We start from the raw sequence: 15,433 nt of genomic DNA on the forward strand, positions 1-15,433 counted from the left end.
CCTACTCCGCCGCCTCGAGCGTCTCGCGTCGGCCGACGATGCGGGTGGCAAGGGTCTGGCCGGATGCGGTTTCGCTCAAGGCCTTGAACAGGAGATTACGGGCGACCGTCCCGCGATAGGCGGCCGAGGCCCGATGATCGTCGAGGGGCTGGTAGTCGCGCCTGGTGGCGGCAAGGGCCTCGCCCCAGGAGGAGGGGTCGTCCAAAGACAATCCGACGAGCGCCTGCTCGGTCTCGGCGGCGCGCTTCGGGATCCCCGCCATGCCGCCGAACGCAACGCGCGCCGCCGTGATGCGGCGGCCGTCGAGCGTGAGCCTGAAGGCTCCGAGGACAGCCGAGATATCTTCGTCGAACCGCTTCGAAACTTTGTACGCGCGGAACGTCTCGTTCGCCTTCAGCTTCGGCACGCCCACGCGGCGCACGTATTCGCCCGGGGCGCGATCCTGCTGGCGGTAGGCGATGAAGAAGCTCTCCAATGGAATGGTGCGGCTTTCGTCACCCTGGCGCAGGTCAAGCTCCGCCCCGAGGGCGATGAAAGCCGGCGCAAGATCACCGATGGGCGAGCCGTTGGCGATGCTTCCGCCGATCGTGCCCGAGGCGCGAACCTGCACGGAGCCGAACCGGCGCATGATCTCTCCGAGATCGGGATCGATGCGTGCGAGGGCCGGATAAGCCTGTGCATGGGTCACCGTCGCGCCGATGACGAGACGCTCTGTATTTTCCTCGATCAGGCCCAGCTCCGCCACCCGTCCGAGCCAGATGATCTTATCGAGCTCTTTCATCCCCTTCGTGATCCACAGGCCTACATCCGTGCAGCCTGCCACCACGGTTGCATCGGGATGTCGCTCATAGAGCGCGGCGAGCGGTGCCTCGGAGGCGGGAGCTGCGAAAAACCGGTCTTCCCCGTCGATCAGGATGTCCTGCCCGTCCGCAAGCTCCACCAGCGCTTTCGCCCGAGCTTCGCCATTCGCCGAGAACGTATCGTTGGGCGGGCGGCTGCAGGCGTCGAGCGCTGCATCCACGATGGGCCGATAGCCGGTGCAGCGGCAAAGGTTGCCGGCAAGCGCATCATTGATCGCGTCCCGGCCCAAGGGCTGCCGGCCTTCATGGTAAAGGGCGAAGAGGCTCATGACGATGCCAGGGGTGCAGAAGCCGCATTGGGAGCCGTGGTGCGCCACCATGGCGGCCTGCACCGGATGCAGATCGCCTTCCGCAGCCAAGTCCTCGACGGTCACGAGTTCGGCGCCATCGATCTGGCCCAGCAGGAGGATACAGGCATTGACGGGCTCGTAATGCACATGCCCGTCCCTCACGCGGCCGAGCGCAATGGTGCATGCGCCGCAATCGCCCTCGGCGCAGCCTTCCTTGGTACCGACCTTGCGTTCCTGAAGTCTCAGGTAGTCCAGAAGCGTCGTGCGCGGGTGAAAGCCCGTGACCTCTACGACTCGTCCCTGGCGCAAAAAGCGGATCGCTTCTCGTGTCACTATCATCCTCCGCCGGTTACACCCGGCTCCCTATGGTGAGCCGGGTCGAATGGCGGAGCAAGACCTTTTCGCCAGCGGTGCCGCGAAGGCATGAGGCCAACGTGCTTTCCCTTGGTTTGCAAGGCTTACCAGGTTCCCGTGTTCGGCATCGAGACCCAGGGCTCCTGGGGCGGCTTGGGCTCGCCACGCTGGAGGAGCTCGATGGAGACGTTGTCCGGCGTCTTGACGAAGGCCATGTATCCGTCCCGAGGCGGACGGTTGATGGTCACGCCCGCATCCATCAGCTTCTGGCAGAAGGCGTAGATATCGTCGACCCGATAAGCGAGGTGGCCGAAATTGCGCCCGCCCTCGTATTCATTTTCGTCCCAATTGTGGGTCAATTCCAAGAGTGGCGCCTTCGTGTCCTTGGCCTTCTCCACGTCCTCATCGGCCGCGAGGAACACAAGGGTATAGCGCCCCTTCTCGTTCTCCGTCCGGCGTACTTCGACAAGCCCGAATTTGTTGCAGAAGAAGTCGAGGGATTCGTCGAGGTTCGAAACGCGAACCATCGTGTGCAGGTATTCCATCGTGGTCTCCCCATTGGCTGATGCTACGTGATGGAGCATTTGGCCAGGAGATCAAGAGCCACGGGACACCAGCACCAGGAAAGCTTGGTGATGTTTAATAAGCGTTAAGTTTTTGAAGCCCTGCATCCGAAAGCCTTGCACTGCATCGACCAGACCATAAATCAAAATAAAGTAACACCGAGACGAAAGCTCCCCGATGCGCACCGATACGGCCCAGATTGTGAGGCTTGAGGATTACCGGCCCGGCGATTTCCTGATCGACCGTGTCGAGCTGGATGTGCGGCTGCATCCGACGGCGACGCGGATCACCGCAATTCTCGCCCTGCGGCCGAATCCGGAAGGACGCGCGGACGCGCCGCTCAGGCTCGACGGGGACGAGTTGAAGCTCAAGGCGCTCGCCATCGACGGCCGGGCCCTGCCAGCCGGTGAGTTCGAAGCTTCGCCACAGGAGCTGGTGATCGCTCAGCCGCCCCGGCGGCCCTTCACGCTCACCATCGAAACCGAGATCGACCCCACGTCGAACACCAAGCTCATGGGCCTCTACCGATCCAGCGGCAACTACTGCACGCAATGCGAGGCCGAAGGCTTCAGGCGCATCACGTATTTCCTCGACCGGCCCGACGTGATGGCGGTCTACACCACCCGGATCGAGGCGGGCCGGGACGAGGCGCCCGTCCTTCTCGGGAATGGCAACCTGGTGGAGTCCGGAGATGTGGACGGTACCGGCCGACACTTTGCGGTCTGGCATGACCCGCACCCCAAGCCTTCCTATCTGTTCGCCCTCGTAGGCGGGCGCTTGGGGAAGATTGCGAAGCCCTTCACAACCATGAGCGGCCGAGAGGTGGAGCTTGCGGTTTATGTGGAGCCCGGAAAGGAGAACCGCGCTGATTATGCGCTCGATGCGCTTGAGCGTTCCATGCGGTGGGACGAAAGGGTCTTCGACCGGGAATATGATCTCGACGTGTTCAACATAGTGGCCGTGTCCGATTTCAACATGGGCGCGATGGAGAACAAGGGCCTCAACATCTTCAACGATAAATATGTGCTTGCTTCGCCCGAGATGGCGACCGATGCGGACTACGCCAACATCGAGGCGATCATCGCTCACGAGTATTTCCATAACTGGTCGGGCAACCGCGTCACATGCCGCGACTGGTTCCAGCTTTGCCTGAAAGAGGGCCTGACGGTCTTCCGCGACCAGGAATTTTCATCCGACGAGCGCTCACGGCCCGTGCATCGAATTGCCGAGGTGAAGACCCTTCGAGCCCGTCAGTTCGTCGAGGACGCGGGCCCCCTCGCCCACCCCGTGCGGCCCGCCCAGTATCGCGAGATCAACAACTTCTACACCGCGACGGTCTATGAGAAGGGCGCCGAGATCGTGCGCATGCTCAAGACGATCATCGGCGACGAAGACTTCCGGCGCGGAATGGACCTCTATTTCGAGCGCTGCGACGGCACGGCCGCCACGGTGGAGGATTTCCTAAGAGCTTTCGCGGATGTGACCGGACGCGACCTCTCGCATTTCGCGCGCTGGTACGTCCAGTCGGGAACCCCGCGGGTCACTGTCAGAGGCGCCTATGACGAGGGCGCCAAGACATACCGGCTCGATTTCGAGCAAGTCACGCCGCCCACGCCCGGGCAGCCCGTCAAGGAGCCCATGGCCATTCCGGTCGTGCTCGGTCTAGTCGCGCGGGACGGACGGCCCCTGCAAGCAACGGGCGAGCGCGTGAGCCGACATGGCGTGTTCATGCTGGACAAGACGACCGACAGCCTGACCTTCGAGGATGTGGCGACGCCCCCAGTGCCTTCCGTGTTCCGGGGTTTCTCGGCTCCTGTGAAGACATCGCTTGATTTGTCGAACGAGGAACTTCTCGTCCTGCTGCGGCACGACACGGATGCGTTCAACCGGTGGGAGGCATCCCAAACCGTAGCAATGCGTCTGTTGGTAAGCCTCTCGAAGGGAGATCCGATCCTCGACGAGGACATGTTGGGATTGAGCTCAGCGCTCAATTCTTTCATCAGCAACGACGCTATGCGAGATCCTGCATTCGCTGCTCTGGTCCTAACCCTTCCGAGTGAGGCCGATATTGCCCAGGAGATCGGTCGGGACATCGACCCCGATGCTATCCATCACGCCCGCATCGAAATGCGTCGCCGCATCGGACAAGCATGTCGCGGTAACCTCCAGGAACTCTATACAGGGCTCGCTGATACCGGGGCTTATAGCCCGGATGCAGCCAGCGCTGGCCGCCGCGCCCTGCGCAACGTGACCCTCGATCTCCTGGCGGGCGCAGACCCTGATCTGGGTGAGAGGACCGCGCGCGAACAGTTTGAGTCGGCGAGCAACATGACGGACCGTCTCGCGTCGCTGAACGTGTTGATGACGCTGCCTGGCGACGCCCGCGAACATGCTATCGACACATTCGAGGAGCGGTATCGCGACGAACCACTCGTGCTCGACAAATGGTTTACGCTTCAGGCTGCAATTCCTGAGGACGCAACGCTCAAGCGCGTGCGTCGCCTGATGAGTCATCCCGGATTTTCGATAAGTAACCCCAACCGCGTGCGTTCTCTCGTGGGAAGCTTCGCGATGTTGAATCAGATGCAGTTCAATCGCGCCGACGGGTCAGGGTACGATTTCCTGGCCGAAATTGTCCTGCGCGTTGATGAACTCAACCCTCAACTCGCGGCGCGCCTCCTCACGGCGTTCGGCACGTGGCGAATGATGGAAAAAATGCGCCGATCACACGCGAAAAATGCGCTTCTTCGGATCGCTGGAAAACCCAATCTTTCCCGCGATGTGAGCGACATTGCGCAACGTTCGCTTGAGGAGCAACAAGTCTGACAAGTATTTGATATTATTGCGTATTGCTAGCTTGCGGGCTGCGGAAATCTAGCTTTAAATTAGTTGTTAACCTAGATGATCGCATAGCTAGACAAATCACTCGCCCGTGATTCTATTGATGGTGATTCGGAGAGATGCGGCAACGTCCTTCCGAATAGGGACATAAACGGATTCCGGAGGAAGAATCGCATGGCGGGGGCGGTGTCCGCATGCGTACCCGCACGCGCGGGTACGATTCTAGGGGTGGCGCGATCGGACGCGAACCCGACTTATCGGCGACTTGAGCAATACGAGCCACTGCTTCGACTGGCCGTTCCCGCGGTTCTCGCACTCTTCCTTATTACTCTTGCGGCGAGCGCCTGGATCCAGGTTCGCGAAGGCCGCAAGGACACCCTCATCGACGCCATCAGCGATATCGATATTGTCGCGTCCCTATCGGCGGCAAAGCTCGGGGAACGCGCAGCGCCAGCCAACAGTGCCGCAGCGGCAGCTTTGTTGAACGAGCTTGCCAAGAGCATGCCGTCGAACGCTTTGGCAAACGGGCGCACCGTGCTCCTCGTCGATCAAGTTGGCGCCGTCCAGGCCGTCTACCCTGCGCACGAAGATACTCCGCGCACGCTGGGCGATGTGCTCGGCGACGCGCAGCCCCTGATGCTCTTTGCTGATCGGGCCGGCGTGATGACAATCAAGCTCGCCAGTGGCGGCGAGGGCATCGCCACGGTACGCTCATTGGCGGCGTCCGCCGGGCAGATCGCCATCATCCAGCCGATGCCGCAGGTGTTCTCGGGATGGTGGAAGCGCACCATCGGTCACGTTTCTCTGCTCGGCGCAACCATCATGGTGCTCTTGGGCATCGGCATTGCCTATGTCATGCAGGCGAATCGCGCACAGGCGGCCGACGAGGTCTGCGAGAAGGTGCGCGACCGGATCGACTCCGCCCTGAACCGTGGGCGTTGCGGGTTGTGGGACTGGGACATCGGACGCGGACGCATCTACTGGTCCGATTCCATGTACGAACTCCTCGGCTACGACCGGCAGGACGAGTTCCTGTCCTTCGGCGAAGTCAACAGCATGATCCATCCCGAGGACCAGGATCTTTATACTCTCGCTGAGCAGCTTGCCTCCGCCAGCACCTCGTTGGTCGACTATGAGTTCCGCATTCGCAGCATAACCGGTGACTGGGTATGGCTGCGCGCCCGCGCCGAGTTGATGAACGATCCCGACGATGCAGCAAGCCATCTCGTGGGAATTGCGGTCGACGTAACGGAGCAACGCAAGCTCGAAGAGAAGACCGCCAAGGCCGATGCTCGGCTGCACGACGCGATCGAAGCCATCTCAGAGGCCTTCGTTCTGTGGGATGCGAACAACCGCCTCGTCCTGTTCAATTCCAAGTTCCAGAAGCTGCACGAGCTGCCGGCCGATGCCGCCCTTCAGGGGATGAGTTATGCCGAAGTCATGGCCCTTGGACGTCCTCCGGAAGTGCAACACCAGTTTGTCCGCGCGCAGAACCAGGATGTCGGCTCGCGTACGTTCGAGGCGCGGCTTCAGGACGGCCGCTGGCTGCAGATCAACGAACGGCGCACGAAGGACGGTGGTTACGTGTCCGTTGGCACTGATATTACGGCGCTCAAACGCCATGAGCATCGTCTGGTCGAGTCTGAGAAAGAACTGATCGCGACTGTTCTCGATCTAAAGCAGTCACGTCAAAAGCTTGAAGCACAGACGCACCAGCTCGCCGACCTAGCCGAGCGCTATCTCGACCAGAAGGCGCAGGCTGAGAGCGCCAACCGGGCAAAGTCCGAGTTCCTGGCCAACATGAGCCACGAGCTGCGTACGCCGCTCAATGCCATCATCGGTTTTGCCGAAGTCATGCAAAGCGGCATCTTCGGCTCGCTTGGCTCCGACAAGTACGAGGAATACTGCACGGACATCCGTTCGAGCGGCGAATATCTCCTGTCCGTGATCAACGACATTCTCGACATGTCGCGCATTGAGGCCGGCCGTACCAGCCTGACCAAGCAGCCGATCGAGGTTCATGCGTCGATCCAGCGGGCGATCAAGCTGGTGAGCGAGCAGATCCGCGCCAAGAACCTTTCGGTGTCAGTCGACGTCATTCCCGAGGACATCGTCGTACCAGCGGACGAGCGGGCGATCCATCAGATCCTTGTCAACCTGCTGCAGAACGCCACCAAGTTCACAAGCGAAGGCGGCTGCATCACGGTGCGCACGCGTCAGGCCGCAGACGCCATCAACATCTACGTCGAGGACGACGGCATCGGCATCCCGGCCCATGCTTTGCAGAAGCTCGGACGCCCCTTCGAGCAGGTGGAAACCGAGTTCTCGAAGAGCTACAAGGGGTCGGGACTGGGCCTCGCGATCGCCCGCTCGCTCACCGAACTGCATGGGGGAACGCTGCGCATCAAGAGCCATGAAGGCATCGGCACCATCGTTCTTGTGCACTTGCCGCTCACCGAAGCGACCAACGCGGATATCGCTCTGGCGGATGCGGCAGCTTAAGCAGCTCCCTCTGGCTATCAGTCCATCCGCCTTTAGGCCTAACAAGTAAGGCGTGGCGCTTTGAGCGCCACGCCTTTTGTCCTGGTGGTCGTCCTCTTGTGGACTTGCGTCAGATCATCAGGAAGTGATCCGAGGTCAGGGCCGTGCCCGGCGTCACCACCGCGAACATAACCTGCTCCTCACGACCGCTTCCGTCCGCGTCATAGTACAGCTCACCGGTGTCGGCGTTGTAGATGATGCGGTGATCCGTCTGCGTGGCGTTCCGGTCCACCGTGAAGGCAGCGTGATCCAGTAGGCCCGAGCGGATGCCTGCGAAGATGTCAGCCTTAAGCTGGATGATGTCCTCGGACGCATCGAACTCCATGATCCGGTCCACGTTGTGCACGCCGTCCAAGGCCGTGCCGAACGCAAAGACGTCGCTCCCGCGATCACCCCAAAGGGTGTCGTTGCCCCCGGCTCCGTCAAGGGTGTCATTGCTGGCATTGCCCCACAGATCGTTGGCGGATCCATCACCCGTCAACAGATCGTCATAGGCTGATCCGTTCAAGTTCTCGATCGACTGGAACGTGTCGCCAGCGGCGTCGCCCGTATTGCTGGAAGGTGCCCTGAGGCTCACGCGCAGTCCGGTGCCGGCAGAGGAATAATCCGCCACATCCTGACCGTCGCCGCCCTTGAGCTGGTCCGCGCCAGCGCCGCCTGCAAGCGTATCGTTGCCGGCGCCGCCGTCGAGGGTATCGTTGCCTTCAAACCCTTCAAGGAGATCTGCACCGCCATTGCCGGCCAGCAGGTTGCTGCCCATGTCGCCGCTCAGCTGATCGTCATGAGCGGAGCCTGACAGAGCCTCGATGCGGCTGAATGTGTCACCTGCTGCATCGCCGCCTGCGCCGCCCGCCGCGAGGCTGGCTACGATCCCTGAGCCTGCGCTGTGGTAGGTCGCCATGTCGAAGCCGGCGCCGCCAATCAAACCATCGGCTCCGGCTCCTCCCGCCAAGGTATCGTCCCCGTTGCCGCCGTCCAATACGTCGTTACCGGCACCGCCGCTCAGGCTGTCGTTGCCGCCATTGCCGACCAGTGTGTTGTTGCCGGCGTCGCCGGTGAGCCGGTCGTCGAAGGCGGAGCCGAGCAGGATCTCGACACCCGTGAAAGTGTCGCCGGCCGCATCGCCGCTGACACCGCCGGTCTCGAGGCTCGCCACGATGCCTGACTGCGCATCCTCATAGCTCACGCTGTCCTCGCCATCGCCTCCGATATAGGCATCGGCGCCGGCGCCGCCGACGAGACGGTCGTCGTCCGCACCGCCATCGAGAGCATCGTTGCCGGCGCCGCCAATAAGCGTGTCGGCTCCATCACCCCCAGCGAGAACGTCGTGTCCTTCGCCGCCGAACAGGGCATCAGCCCCTGCCGCGCCCATGAGCGTATCGTTGCCGAAGCCTCCATCGAGAGCATCCCGGCCGTTGCCGCCATCGAGAACATCGTCATCATTGCCGCCGCCGAGAGCATCGTTGCCCTCCCCGCCGAACATGATGTCCGCGCCCGCGCCCCCATTGAGCGTATCGTTGTCGAACCCTCCATCAAGGGTATCGTTGCCGGCACCCCCGTCGAGCGTGTCGCTGCCGTCTGCGCCGTCAAGAAGATCATCGCCATCGTTGCCGGACAGCATGTTGCCGCTCGCATCGCCTGTCAGCTGATCCCCATAGGCGGAGCCGGATACGGCCTCGATGCCGCTGAAGCTGTCGCCTGCGGCATCGCCGCCCGTGCCGACCATGGAAAGATCGAGCGCGACGCCGGATTGCGCGCCTTCATAGGATGCCACGTCCCAGCCAAAGCCGCCAACGAGATTATCCGCACCAGCGCCGCCAGCCAGGATGTCGTCTCCCGTGCCGCCGCTCAGCAAATCGGTGCCCGCCCCGCCAAACAAACGGTCGGACCCTTCGTTGCCCATCAGGGAATTGTCGCCCATGTCGCCGATCAGGGTGTCGCCGAAGCGAGATCCAACCACGGCCTCGATGCCCGTGAGGCTATCGTTGCCGGCCGCATGGCCGCCCGCGACCCCGTCAGCCAGACTGACCATAACGCCGCCAGTGGCATGGAGATAGGTCGCCACGTCGAAACCGGCTCCGCCATTGAGCGTATCGTTGCCGAAGCCGCCCGACAGAAGGTCGTCGCCTTCGCCGCCATCGACCAGATCATTGCCGACGCCGCCTTCCAGGAAGTCGTCACCCGCGTTGCCAAGGAGCCGATTGTCGCCCGCGTCACCCACGAGGTGATCATTATGTACGGACCCCGATAGGCCTTCGATGCTGACGAACGCGTCACCGTTAGACTCGGCGCCGACAGCAAGACTTGCCTCGACCCCTGCTTCCGCATCCTCATAGGACACCACGTCGAAGCCTTCGCCGCCGATCAAGGTGTCGGCTCCGAGGCCGCCATTCAGCACATCGTCGCCGAAGCCGCCATCGAGGGCATCGGCTCCAACGCCGCCAGAGAGCTTGTCGTCACCGAAGCCACCGTCGAGGGTGTCGTCGCCCGCGCCGCCGTTTAGGCTGTCGTTGCCGCCGTTGCCGGCGAGCAGGTTGGCGCCGTCATTGCCGCTGAGCAGGTCGCCATGGGCGGAGCCTGACAGGCCTTCAATGTCGACGAGGATGTCGCCTTCCGCCTCGCCGGCCATGCCGCCTGTCGCAAGATCGACAATCACGCCGGAGGCGGCATCGTCATACGCCGCGATGTCGAAGCCACCCTGACCGTCGAGCAGGTCTGCACCTAGCCCGCCCGTCAGCGCGTCGTTGTCGGTGCCGCCATGGAGCGTGTCGTTGCCTGCATCGCCGGTAAGAGTATCTGCTTCATTGCCGCCGGAGAGGCTGTCATCGCCGTCCCCGCCTTCGAGAGTGTCCTGGCCGCTATAGCCATAAACGGTGTCGTTGCCGCCATTGCCGTAAAGGCCATTGGCGCCGGCGTCACCCTCCAGAGTATCGTTGCCCGAGGTGCCGGCCAGTCCTTCGATGCTCGAATAGGTCTCTGCCTCAAGGCCCACGCGTCCACCCTTCATCAGGCTGGCATGAACGCCCTGGGAGGATGACGTGACATAGGACACGATGTCGAAGCCATCGCCCCCGTTGAGCTGATCGAAGCCGACATAGACCAGATCCCACTCGTTGCCGGTGCGGCAGATCAACGTGTCGTTGCCGGCGCCGCCATAAAGCGTATCCCGGCCGAATCCGCCATCAAGGGTATCGTCGCCGAAGCCGCCCTGAAGCTCGTTGTGGGAACTGTCGCCGGTCAACACGTCGCTGTAGTGCGAGCCGATGAGCTTCTCGATATTTTCATAGACATCACCCTCGGCATCACCCAAGGTCCCGCCGGTCTTGAGGTTCGCGGCCACACCGGATTGAGCATTCTCGTAGCTTACAGTGTCGAACCCGCCCCCGCCCTTGAGCGTGTCGGCGCCAGCGCCGCCATCGAGCGTGTCGTCGCCGTCTTCGCCCGCGAGCAGGTCGTCACCCGCGCCGCCGTAAAGGTCATCAAGGGCATCGCCGCCCGCGAGCGTGTCGTCGCCAGCGCCGCCGATGAGAACATCGTCATTGCCTTCGCCCTCGAGCAGGTCGTCACCTGCGCCGCCTTGCAGTTCGTCGGAACCGCCGCCGCCGCCAAGCGTGTCGTTTCCGGCCCCTCCCTGGAGCGTGTCGTCGCCGGCAGCTCCAATGAGTGTGTCATCCTGCTCATTGCCGTAGACTAAATCGTTACCGAGGCCGGCCAAGACCCAGCCGCCGCCCTCAATCACATCGCTAGCAGATGTGCCGTAAATCATTTTGATGGCATATTCGCCGCGATAGATCATGTAGCCTTCGCGGATCACATCACCTGCGCCGTCATCCGTTGATCCATCAGACCGATCACGCATGAAGAACGTGTCCTTAGACGGACTGTTCTGGCCTTTTATCCTGTACTTATTGAGGCGTTCACCAGGTGGAGTATCAATCCCAAAAACTTCCCCGATACCAACTAATGTGGGAGGTTCGTAATAGTTTGGCTCACCATCGGGAAGCGGCCAATAGAGAGGCAACCCTTTGAAGGTATCTCCATATTGATTGACCCAGAATGTTCCTCTGTCCGTGGTGATTGTGTCCCACTGGGTCTCTATCCCTGGCCAGGGCTGATCGCCATTGCCTGGTTCTGTTATGATCAGCCAATCTTGATCCCGGATGGGAGCTTGGTCATCGATTGGGAGCAGATCCGTCCAATTACCGTTTCCAAGATAAGTTCTTATGTAGAGAGCGCCGCTTGAATGCAGGTAGTACGTTCCTCTATCGGTCGTTATCGTCTCGAACTCTCCATTTGCGAGAGCGGTTCCATCGAGAATGCGTCCCAAATCAGACGTGACCTTGAAGAAGAGGCCGACCTCGTTCACGACATATACCTGCCCTGTCGAGTCCAGATACCAGACGCCCCCATCCTCCATCGTGATTTGTTCAAGAACTGTCTTTTCGTCCTTTACTAAGGGGTCTAGTCCTGCGTATCCGTCGAACTGCTCTTTTACGCTCTTAAAGCCCGCAATTTCCTCAGGTTCTATAATTCCATCTTCGTCTTTGTCCTGAGGCTCTTCACCTTCATATCCGCTTTCCCAATCAAAATTTGTAATCGGGCCATAAATGAGCCGAGACCCCTCATAAGCTATGAGGGGATTAGAGAATTTGGTTAAATACCAAGCCAGTTCTGCTTCGAGTGAAGTCGCCATATTGTGCCTCTCTGGTTTATCAATTCTGCGAGGGGCTAGCGCGTGCTGGACCGAGTCTTGGACGCTTATCCGATGGACAGCCTCATTCGCATCCACATGATGCTACATTGTTTCAAAATTCAATCAAGGGTTACAGGATGCGTTTTAACATCTTTAAGTAAAATAATTAATGCAAGTACAAATAAACCTTATTAATGAATAATATTAGATTAAATAAAAAAGTGTCCGCCTTGCTAAAATAATAACATCCCAAGCATTAATATCATTATTTGCCACATGAAAATATCGAAGAAACCGCTTCCTTATCCAATCTTGTAAAATGCACTAAACCGTTGCGTAACATGTCCAAGCACATGGATCAGATGCGTGACCGTCAACTCGGCCGCAGGAAGGCCAGCAACGGCAGATAGTCGTCGGAGCACGGCTTTTGGCACAGTGGCGGCATCGAATGAACCCTCCACCATCAGCCTCTGCCACTGGAAAATCGTATTGAACAAGTGATGTGCCTCAATCAGCGTACGGGCGTCCTCCTCGCCAAGCAGGCCTGCCTGTTGTGCCTGAACGAAAACGTCCTCCGTCGGCAGGCCGATCAAGGCTGGATGCTCGGCCCCATGCGCGAGCACGAGGGCTTGTGCGATGAAGTCGAGGTCGGTGAGGCCACCTCGGGAGAGTTTGAGGTCCCAGGGGTTGTCGTCGCCTTTTTCCTTGGCGATGAGCTCGCGCATTTCGCGAACCTCAGTGAAAACCTTGCGGCGGTTGCGGGGAGCGCCGACGATGTCTCTGATGGCGGCTTCAACTCGCGGCCCGAAATCGCCATCGGCGAGCAGCACGCGGGCGCGGGTGAGAGCCATGTGCTCCCACAATTCCGCCTCCGATTGCTGGTAGTTCAGGAAGCCGCGGAACTGTGAGGCGACGGGCCCCTTGCCTCCTTGAGGGCGTAGACGCAGGTCAACCTCGTAGAGCAGGCCTCGCCGGGTCGGTACGGTCAGCGCCGCCACGAGGCGCTGGGTGAGGCGGGTGTAATAGACCACCACGTCGAGCTTGCGGGGCCCGGTGCTCTCACGCCTGTCTTCGTCGAAATCGTAGATGACCACGAGGTCGAGGTCGGACCCTGCCGTCAGCTCGCGGGTGCCGAGGCGGCCGAGCCCCAGGATCGCCACTTGCGCCCCCGGCACCGTGCCGTGCTCCGCTTCGAAGACCTTCCGCACCGCGTCAAGGGATTCGCGAACGATGGCATCCGCGATGGACGCATAGGCCTCGCCGGCCTGTGCCGGAGAGAGGATGTCCGACAGCAGGCGCGCGCCTGTGATGAAACGCATCTGCCGGGCTGCATCCCTTGCCCTGTCGAGGAAGTCCTCATGGTCGGACGGCGTGCCGATGATCTGACGGATTTGCTGGCCGATGGCGGCGTCATCGCTGAACGGGATGCCGAAGGCCGGATCGATGAGCGCATCGAGCACGTGCGGGGACTGGGCCACCGTGTCGGCGAGGCGCGGGGCAGTGCCAAGCAGGTCGGCGAAACGGAGGCGCAGGCGATCGTGCGATTGCAAGATGGTGAGAAGCTCCACGGCGGCCGGCATTCGGCCGAAGGCCCGGTCGAGGGCCGCCAGTGCGCCATCGGGGTCGGCCGTCCCTCCCAGCGCGGATAGCAGTGCCGGCGTCAATTCGGTCAGGACCTCCCGCGCGCGCTGGCTTGTGATGGCGGCTCTGCGGCCGAAATGCCATCCGCGGACCGTCTCGGCCGCCTGGGCGGGATTATGAAAGCCCATTCGCTCAAGAGTCGCGAGAGTCTCGGGATCGTCCGTTGTGCCGGTGAAGACGAGATTGCCCACGTCGGAGGCGAGCTCCGGCCCTTCCTCGAACAGCAATGCATAGTGCCCCTGAACGATGCGCGCTTGCTCGGTCAGGGCCTTGGCGAAAGCCTTCAAAGACGGATAGCCGCAGAACTTCGCGAAGCGCTTCAGCTCGTCCTCGTCGGAGGGCAGACGCTGCGTCTGCTCGTCCGCCACCATTTGCAGCCGATGCTCGATGGTGCGCAGGAAGCGGTAGGCATCGGAGAGTTCATCCCGCGCCTTATCGGTGATCCAGCCCTCGTCGTGCAAAGCCACGAGCATATCGAGGGTTCGCCTGCCTCGCAGCGCCGGACGGCGTCCGCCGAAGACGAGTTGTTGAGTCTGTACGAAAAACTCGATCTCGCGAATGCCGCCCCGTCCGAGCTTGATGTCGTGGCCCGCCACGGCGATCTCGTCATGACCACGCACCGCATGAATCTGCCGCTTCATCGCATGAACGTCGGCGATGGACGCAAAATCAAAATACTTGCGCCAGATAAAGGGGCGCAGCTCGCTCAGGAAATTTTCGCCGACGGCGATGTCGCCTGCGACCGGCCGCGCCTTGATGAGAGCGGCGCGCTCCCAGTTCTGGCCAACTGTTTCATAGTAGACATAGGCGGACGGTAGAGCCACCGCTGTCGGAGTCGAGGCCGGATCCGGTCGAAGGCGATAATCGACCCGGTGCACATAGCCGTCGGCAGTCCGCTCCTGGAGCAGTTTTGCGAGCTGCTGGGCGATGCGCGTATAAATGGTTGCCGGCTCGGCTCCCTCCTTCAAGGCAGGGCACTCGGGATCGAAGAACGCCACGAGATCGATGTCGCTGGAATAATTGAGTTCACCCGCGCCGTGCTTGCCGAGCGCCAAGACCGTAATGCCGGCCCCCTCCCCTGGTGTATCCGGATTCCGGAGTTTGATGCGACCGGACTGGGCCGTCTCGGTCAGGATCAGATCAACGCCGCCGCGCACGGAAGAATCCGCGAATTCCGACAGGGCTCCCGTGACCTCCTCGACGCTCCAGATGCCCCCGATATCCGCAAGAGCAACCAGAAGCGCATGGGTATTGCGGTTGCGGCGGAACTTGCGCACCACCGCATCCCTTGTCAGATCCCCCGATCGAAACTCCTGAAAGAGACCGGCTTGGCTTGCGACGATTGAACGATGCGTCTCCTCTGGCGACTGCAAGCAGATGGATGCCATGCGGGCCGGGTCGCTCACGATGAGCTGCCAGAGAAAGGTCGAATGATCGGCGATGGAGAGAAGGAGGTTCCGAAGCGGCTCAGTGTCCATGTGCGGCAGGAGAGCGGCTGCCTCAGCCACCTCCTGCGCCCGTCCGATGAAATCCGCCAGCTGCGCCTTGGCCCGCTTGGCATCGGAAACGGGGGGAGCCTGCGTCAGGCGGCTGAGGAGGGGCTGGTTCTGATCCGGCACGGCTAATCCATTGCGTTCGAGAGGGCCCCG

General features: G+C 61.3%; 6 protein-coding genes. 2 read left to right on the forward strand and 4 right to left on the reverse strand.

Annotated features, from left to right (window positions below):
• Nucleotide 1: 1 nt before the first annotated feature.
• Both xdhA and DRB19_RS08920 read right to left on the reverse strand, forming a co-directional pair.
• The gene (xdhA, locus tag DRB19_RS08915) at nt 2-1,489 is read right to left on the reverse strand and encodes a xanthine dehydrogenase small subunit (protein WP_170148917.1); all 1,488 of its coding nucleotides are present in this window, start codon (nt 1,487-1,489) and stop codon (nt 2-4) included.
• A 119-nt stretch (nt 1,490-1,608) separates the two neighbouring features.
• Entirely contained in the window at nt 1,609-2,049 is a 441-nt protein-coding gene (locus tag DRB19_RS08920) for a VOC family protein (RefSeq protein WP_114185687.1), read from the reverse strand.
• A 196-nt stretch (nt 2,050-2,245) separates the two neighbouring features.
• Between DRB19_RS08920 and pepN the strand changes: the two genes are divergently transcribed.
• Both pepN and DRB19_RS08930 read left to right on the forward strand, forming a co-directional pair.
• Complete coding sequence (gene pepN, locus DRB19_RS08925; protein WP_114185688.1) at nt 2,246-4,894, forward strand: aminopeptidase N; 2,649 nt, start codon at nt 2,246-2,248, stop codon at nt 4,892-4,894.
• 189 nt (nt 4,895-5,083) lie between these two features.
• On the forward strand, nt 5,084-7,411 hold the full coding sequence (locus tag DRB19_RS08930; RefSeq protein ID WP_114185689.1) for a sensor histidine kinase: 2,328 nt from the start codon (nt 5,084-5,086) through the stop codon (nt 7,409-7,411).
• 109 nt (nt 7,412-7,520) lie between these two features.
• On the opposite strand, the gene DRB19_RS08935 is transcribed toward DRB19_RS08930, so the two are convergent.
• Together DRB19_RS08935 and DRB19_RS08940 are read right to left on the reverse strand one after the other, a co-directional pair.
• Nucleotides 7,521-11,309: a beta strand repeat-containing protein gene (locus tag DRB19_RS08935; RefSeq protein WP_162815629.1), complete on the reverse strand. Its 3,789-nt coding sequence runs from the start codon at nt 11,307-11,309 to the stop codon at nt 7,521-7,523.
• A 1,136-nt stretch (nt 11,310-12,445) separates the two neighbouring features.
• Nucleotides 12,446-15,403 (reverse strand): bifunctional [glutamine synthetase] adenylyltransferase/[glutamine synthetase]-adenylyl-L-tyrosine phosphorylase, encoded by a 2,958-nt coding sequence (locus DRB19_RS08940; protein ID WP_114185714.1) that lies wholly within the window; start codon nt 15,401-15,403, stop codon nt 12,446-12,448.
• Nucleotides 15,404-15,433 lie beyond the last annotated feature (30 nt).

This window comes from Microvirga aerophila (genome assembly GCF_003332305.1).
In the GTDB taxonomy this organism is placed as follows: Bacteria; Pseudomonadota; Alphaproteobacteria; order Rhizobiales; family Beijerinckiaceae; genus Microvirga; species Microvirga aerophila.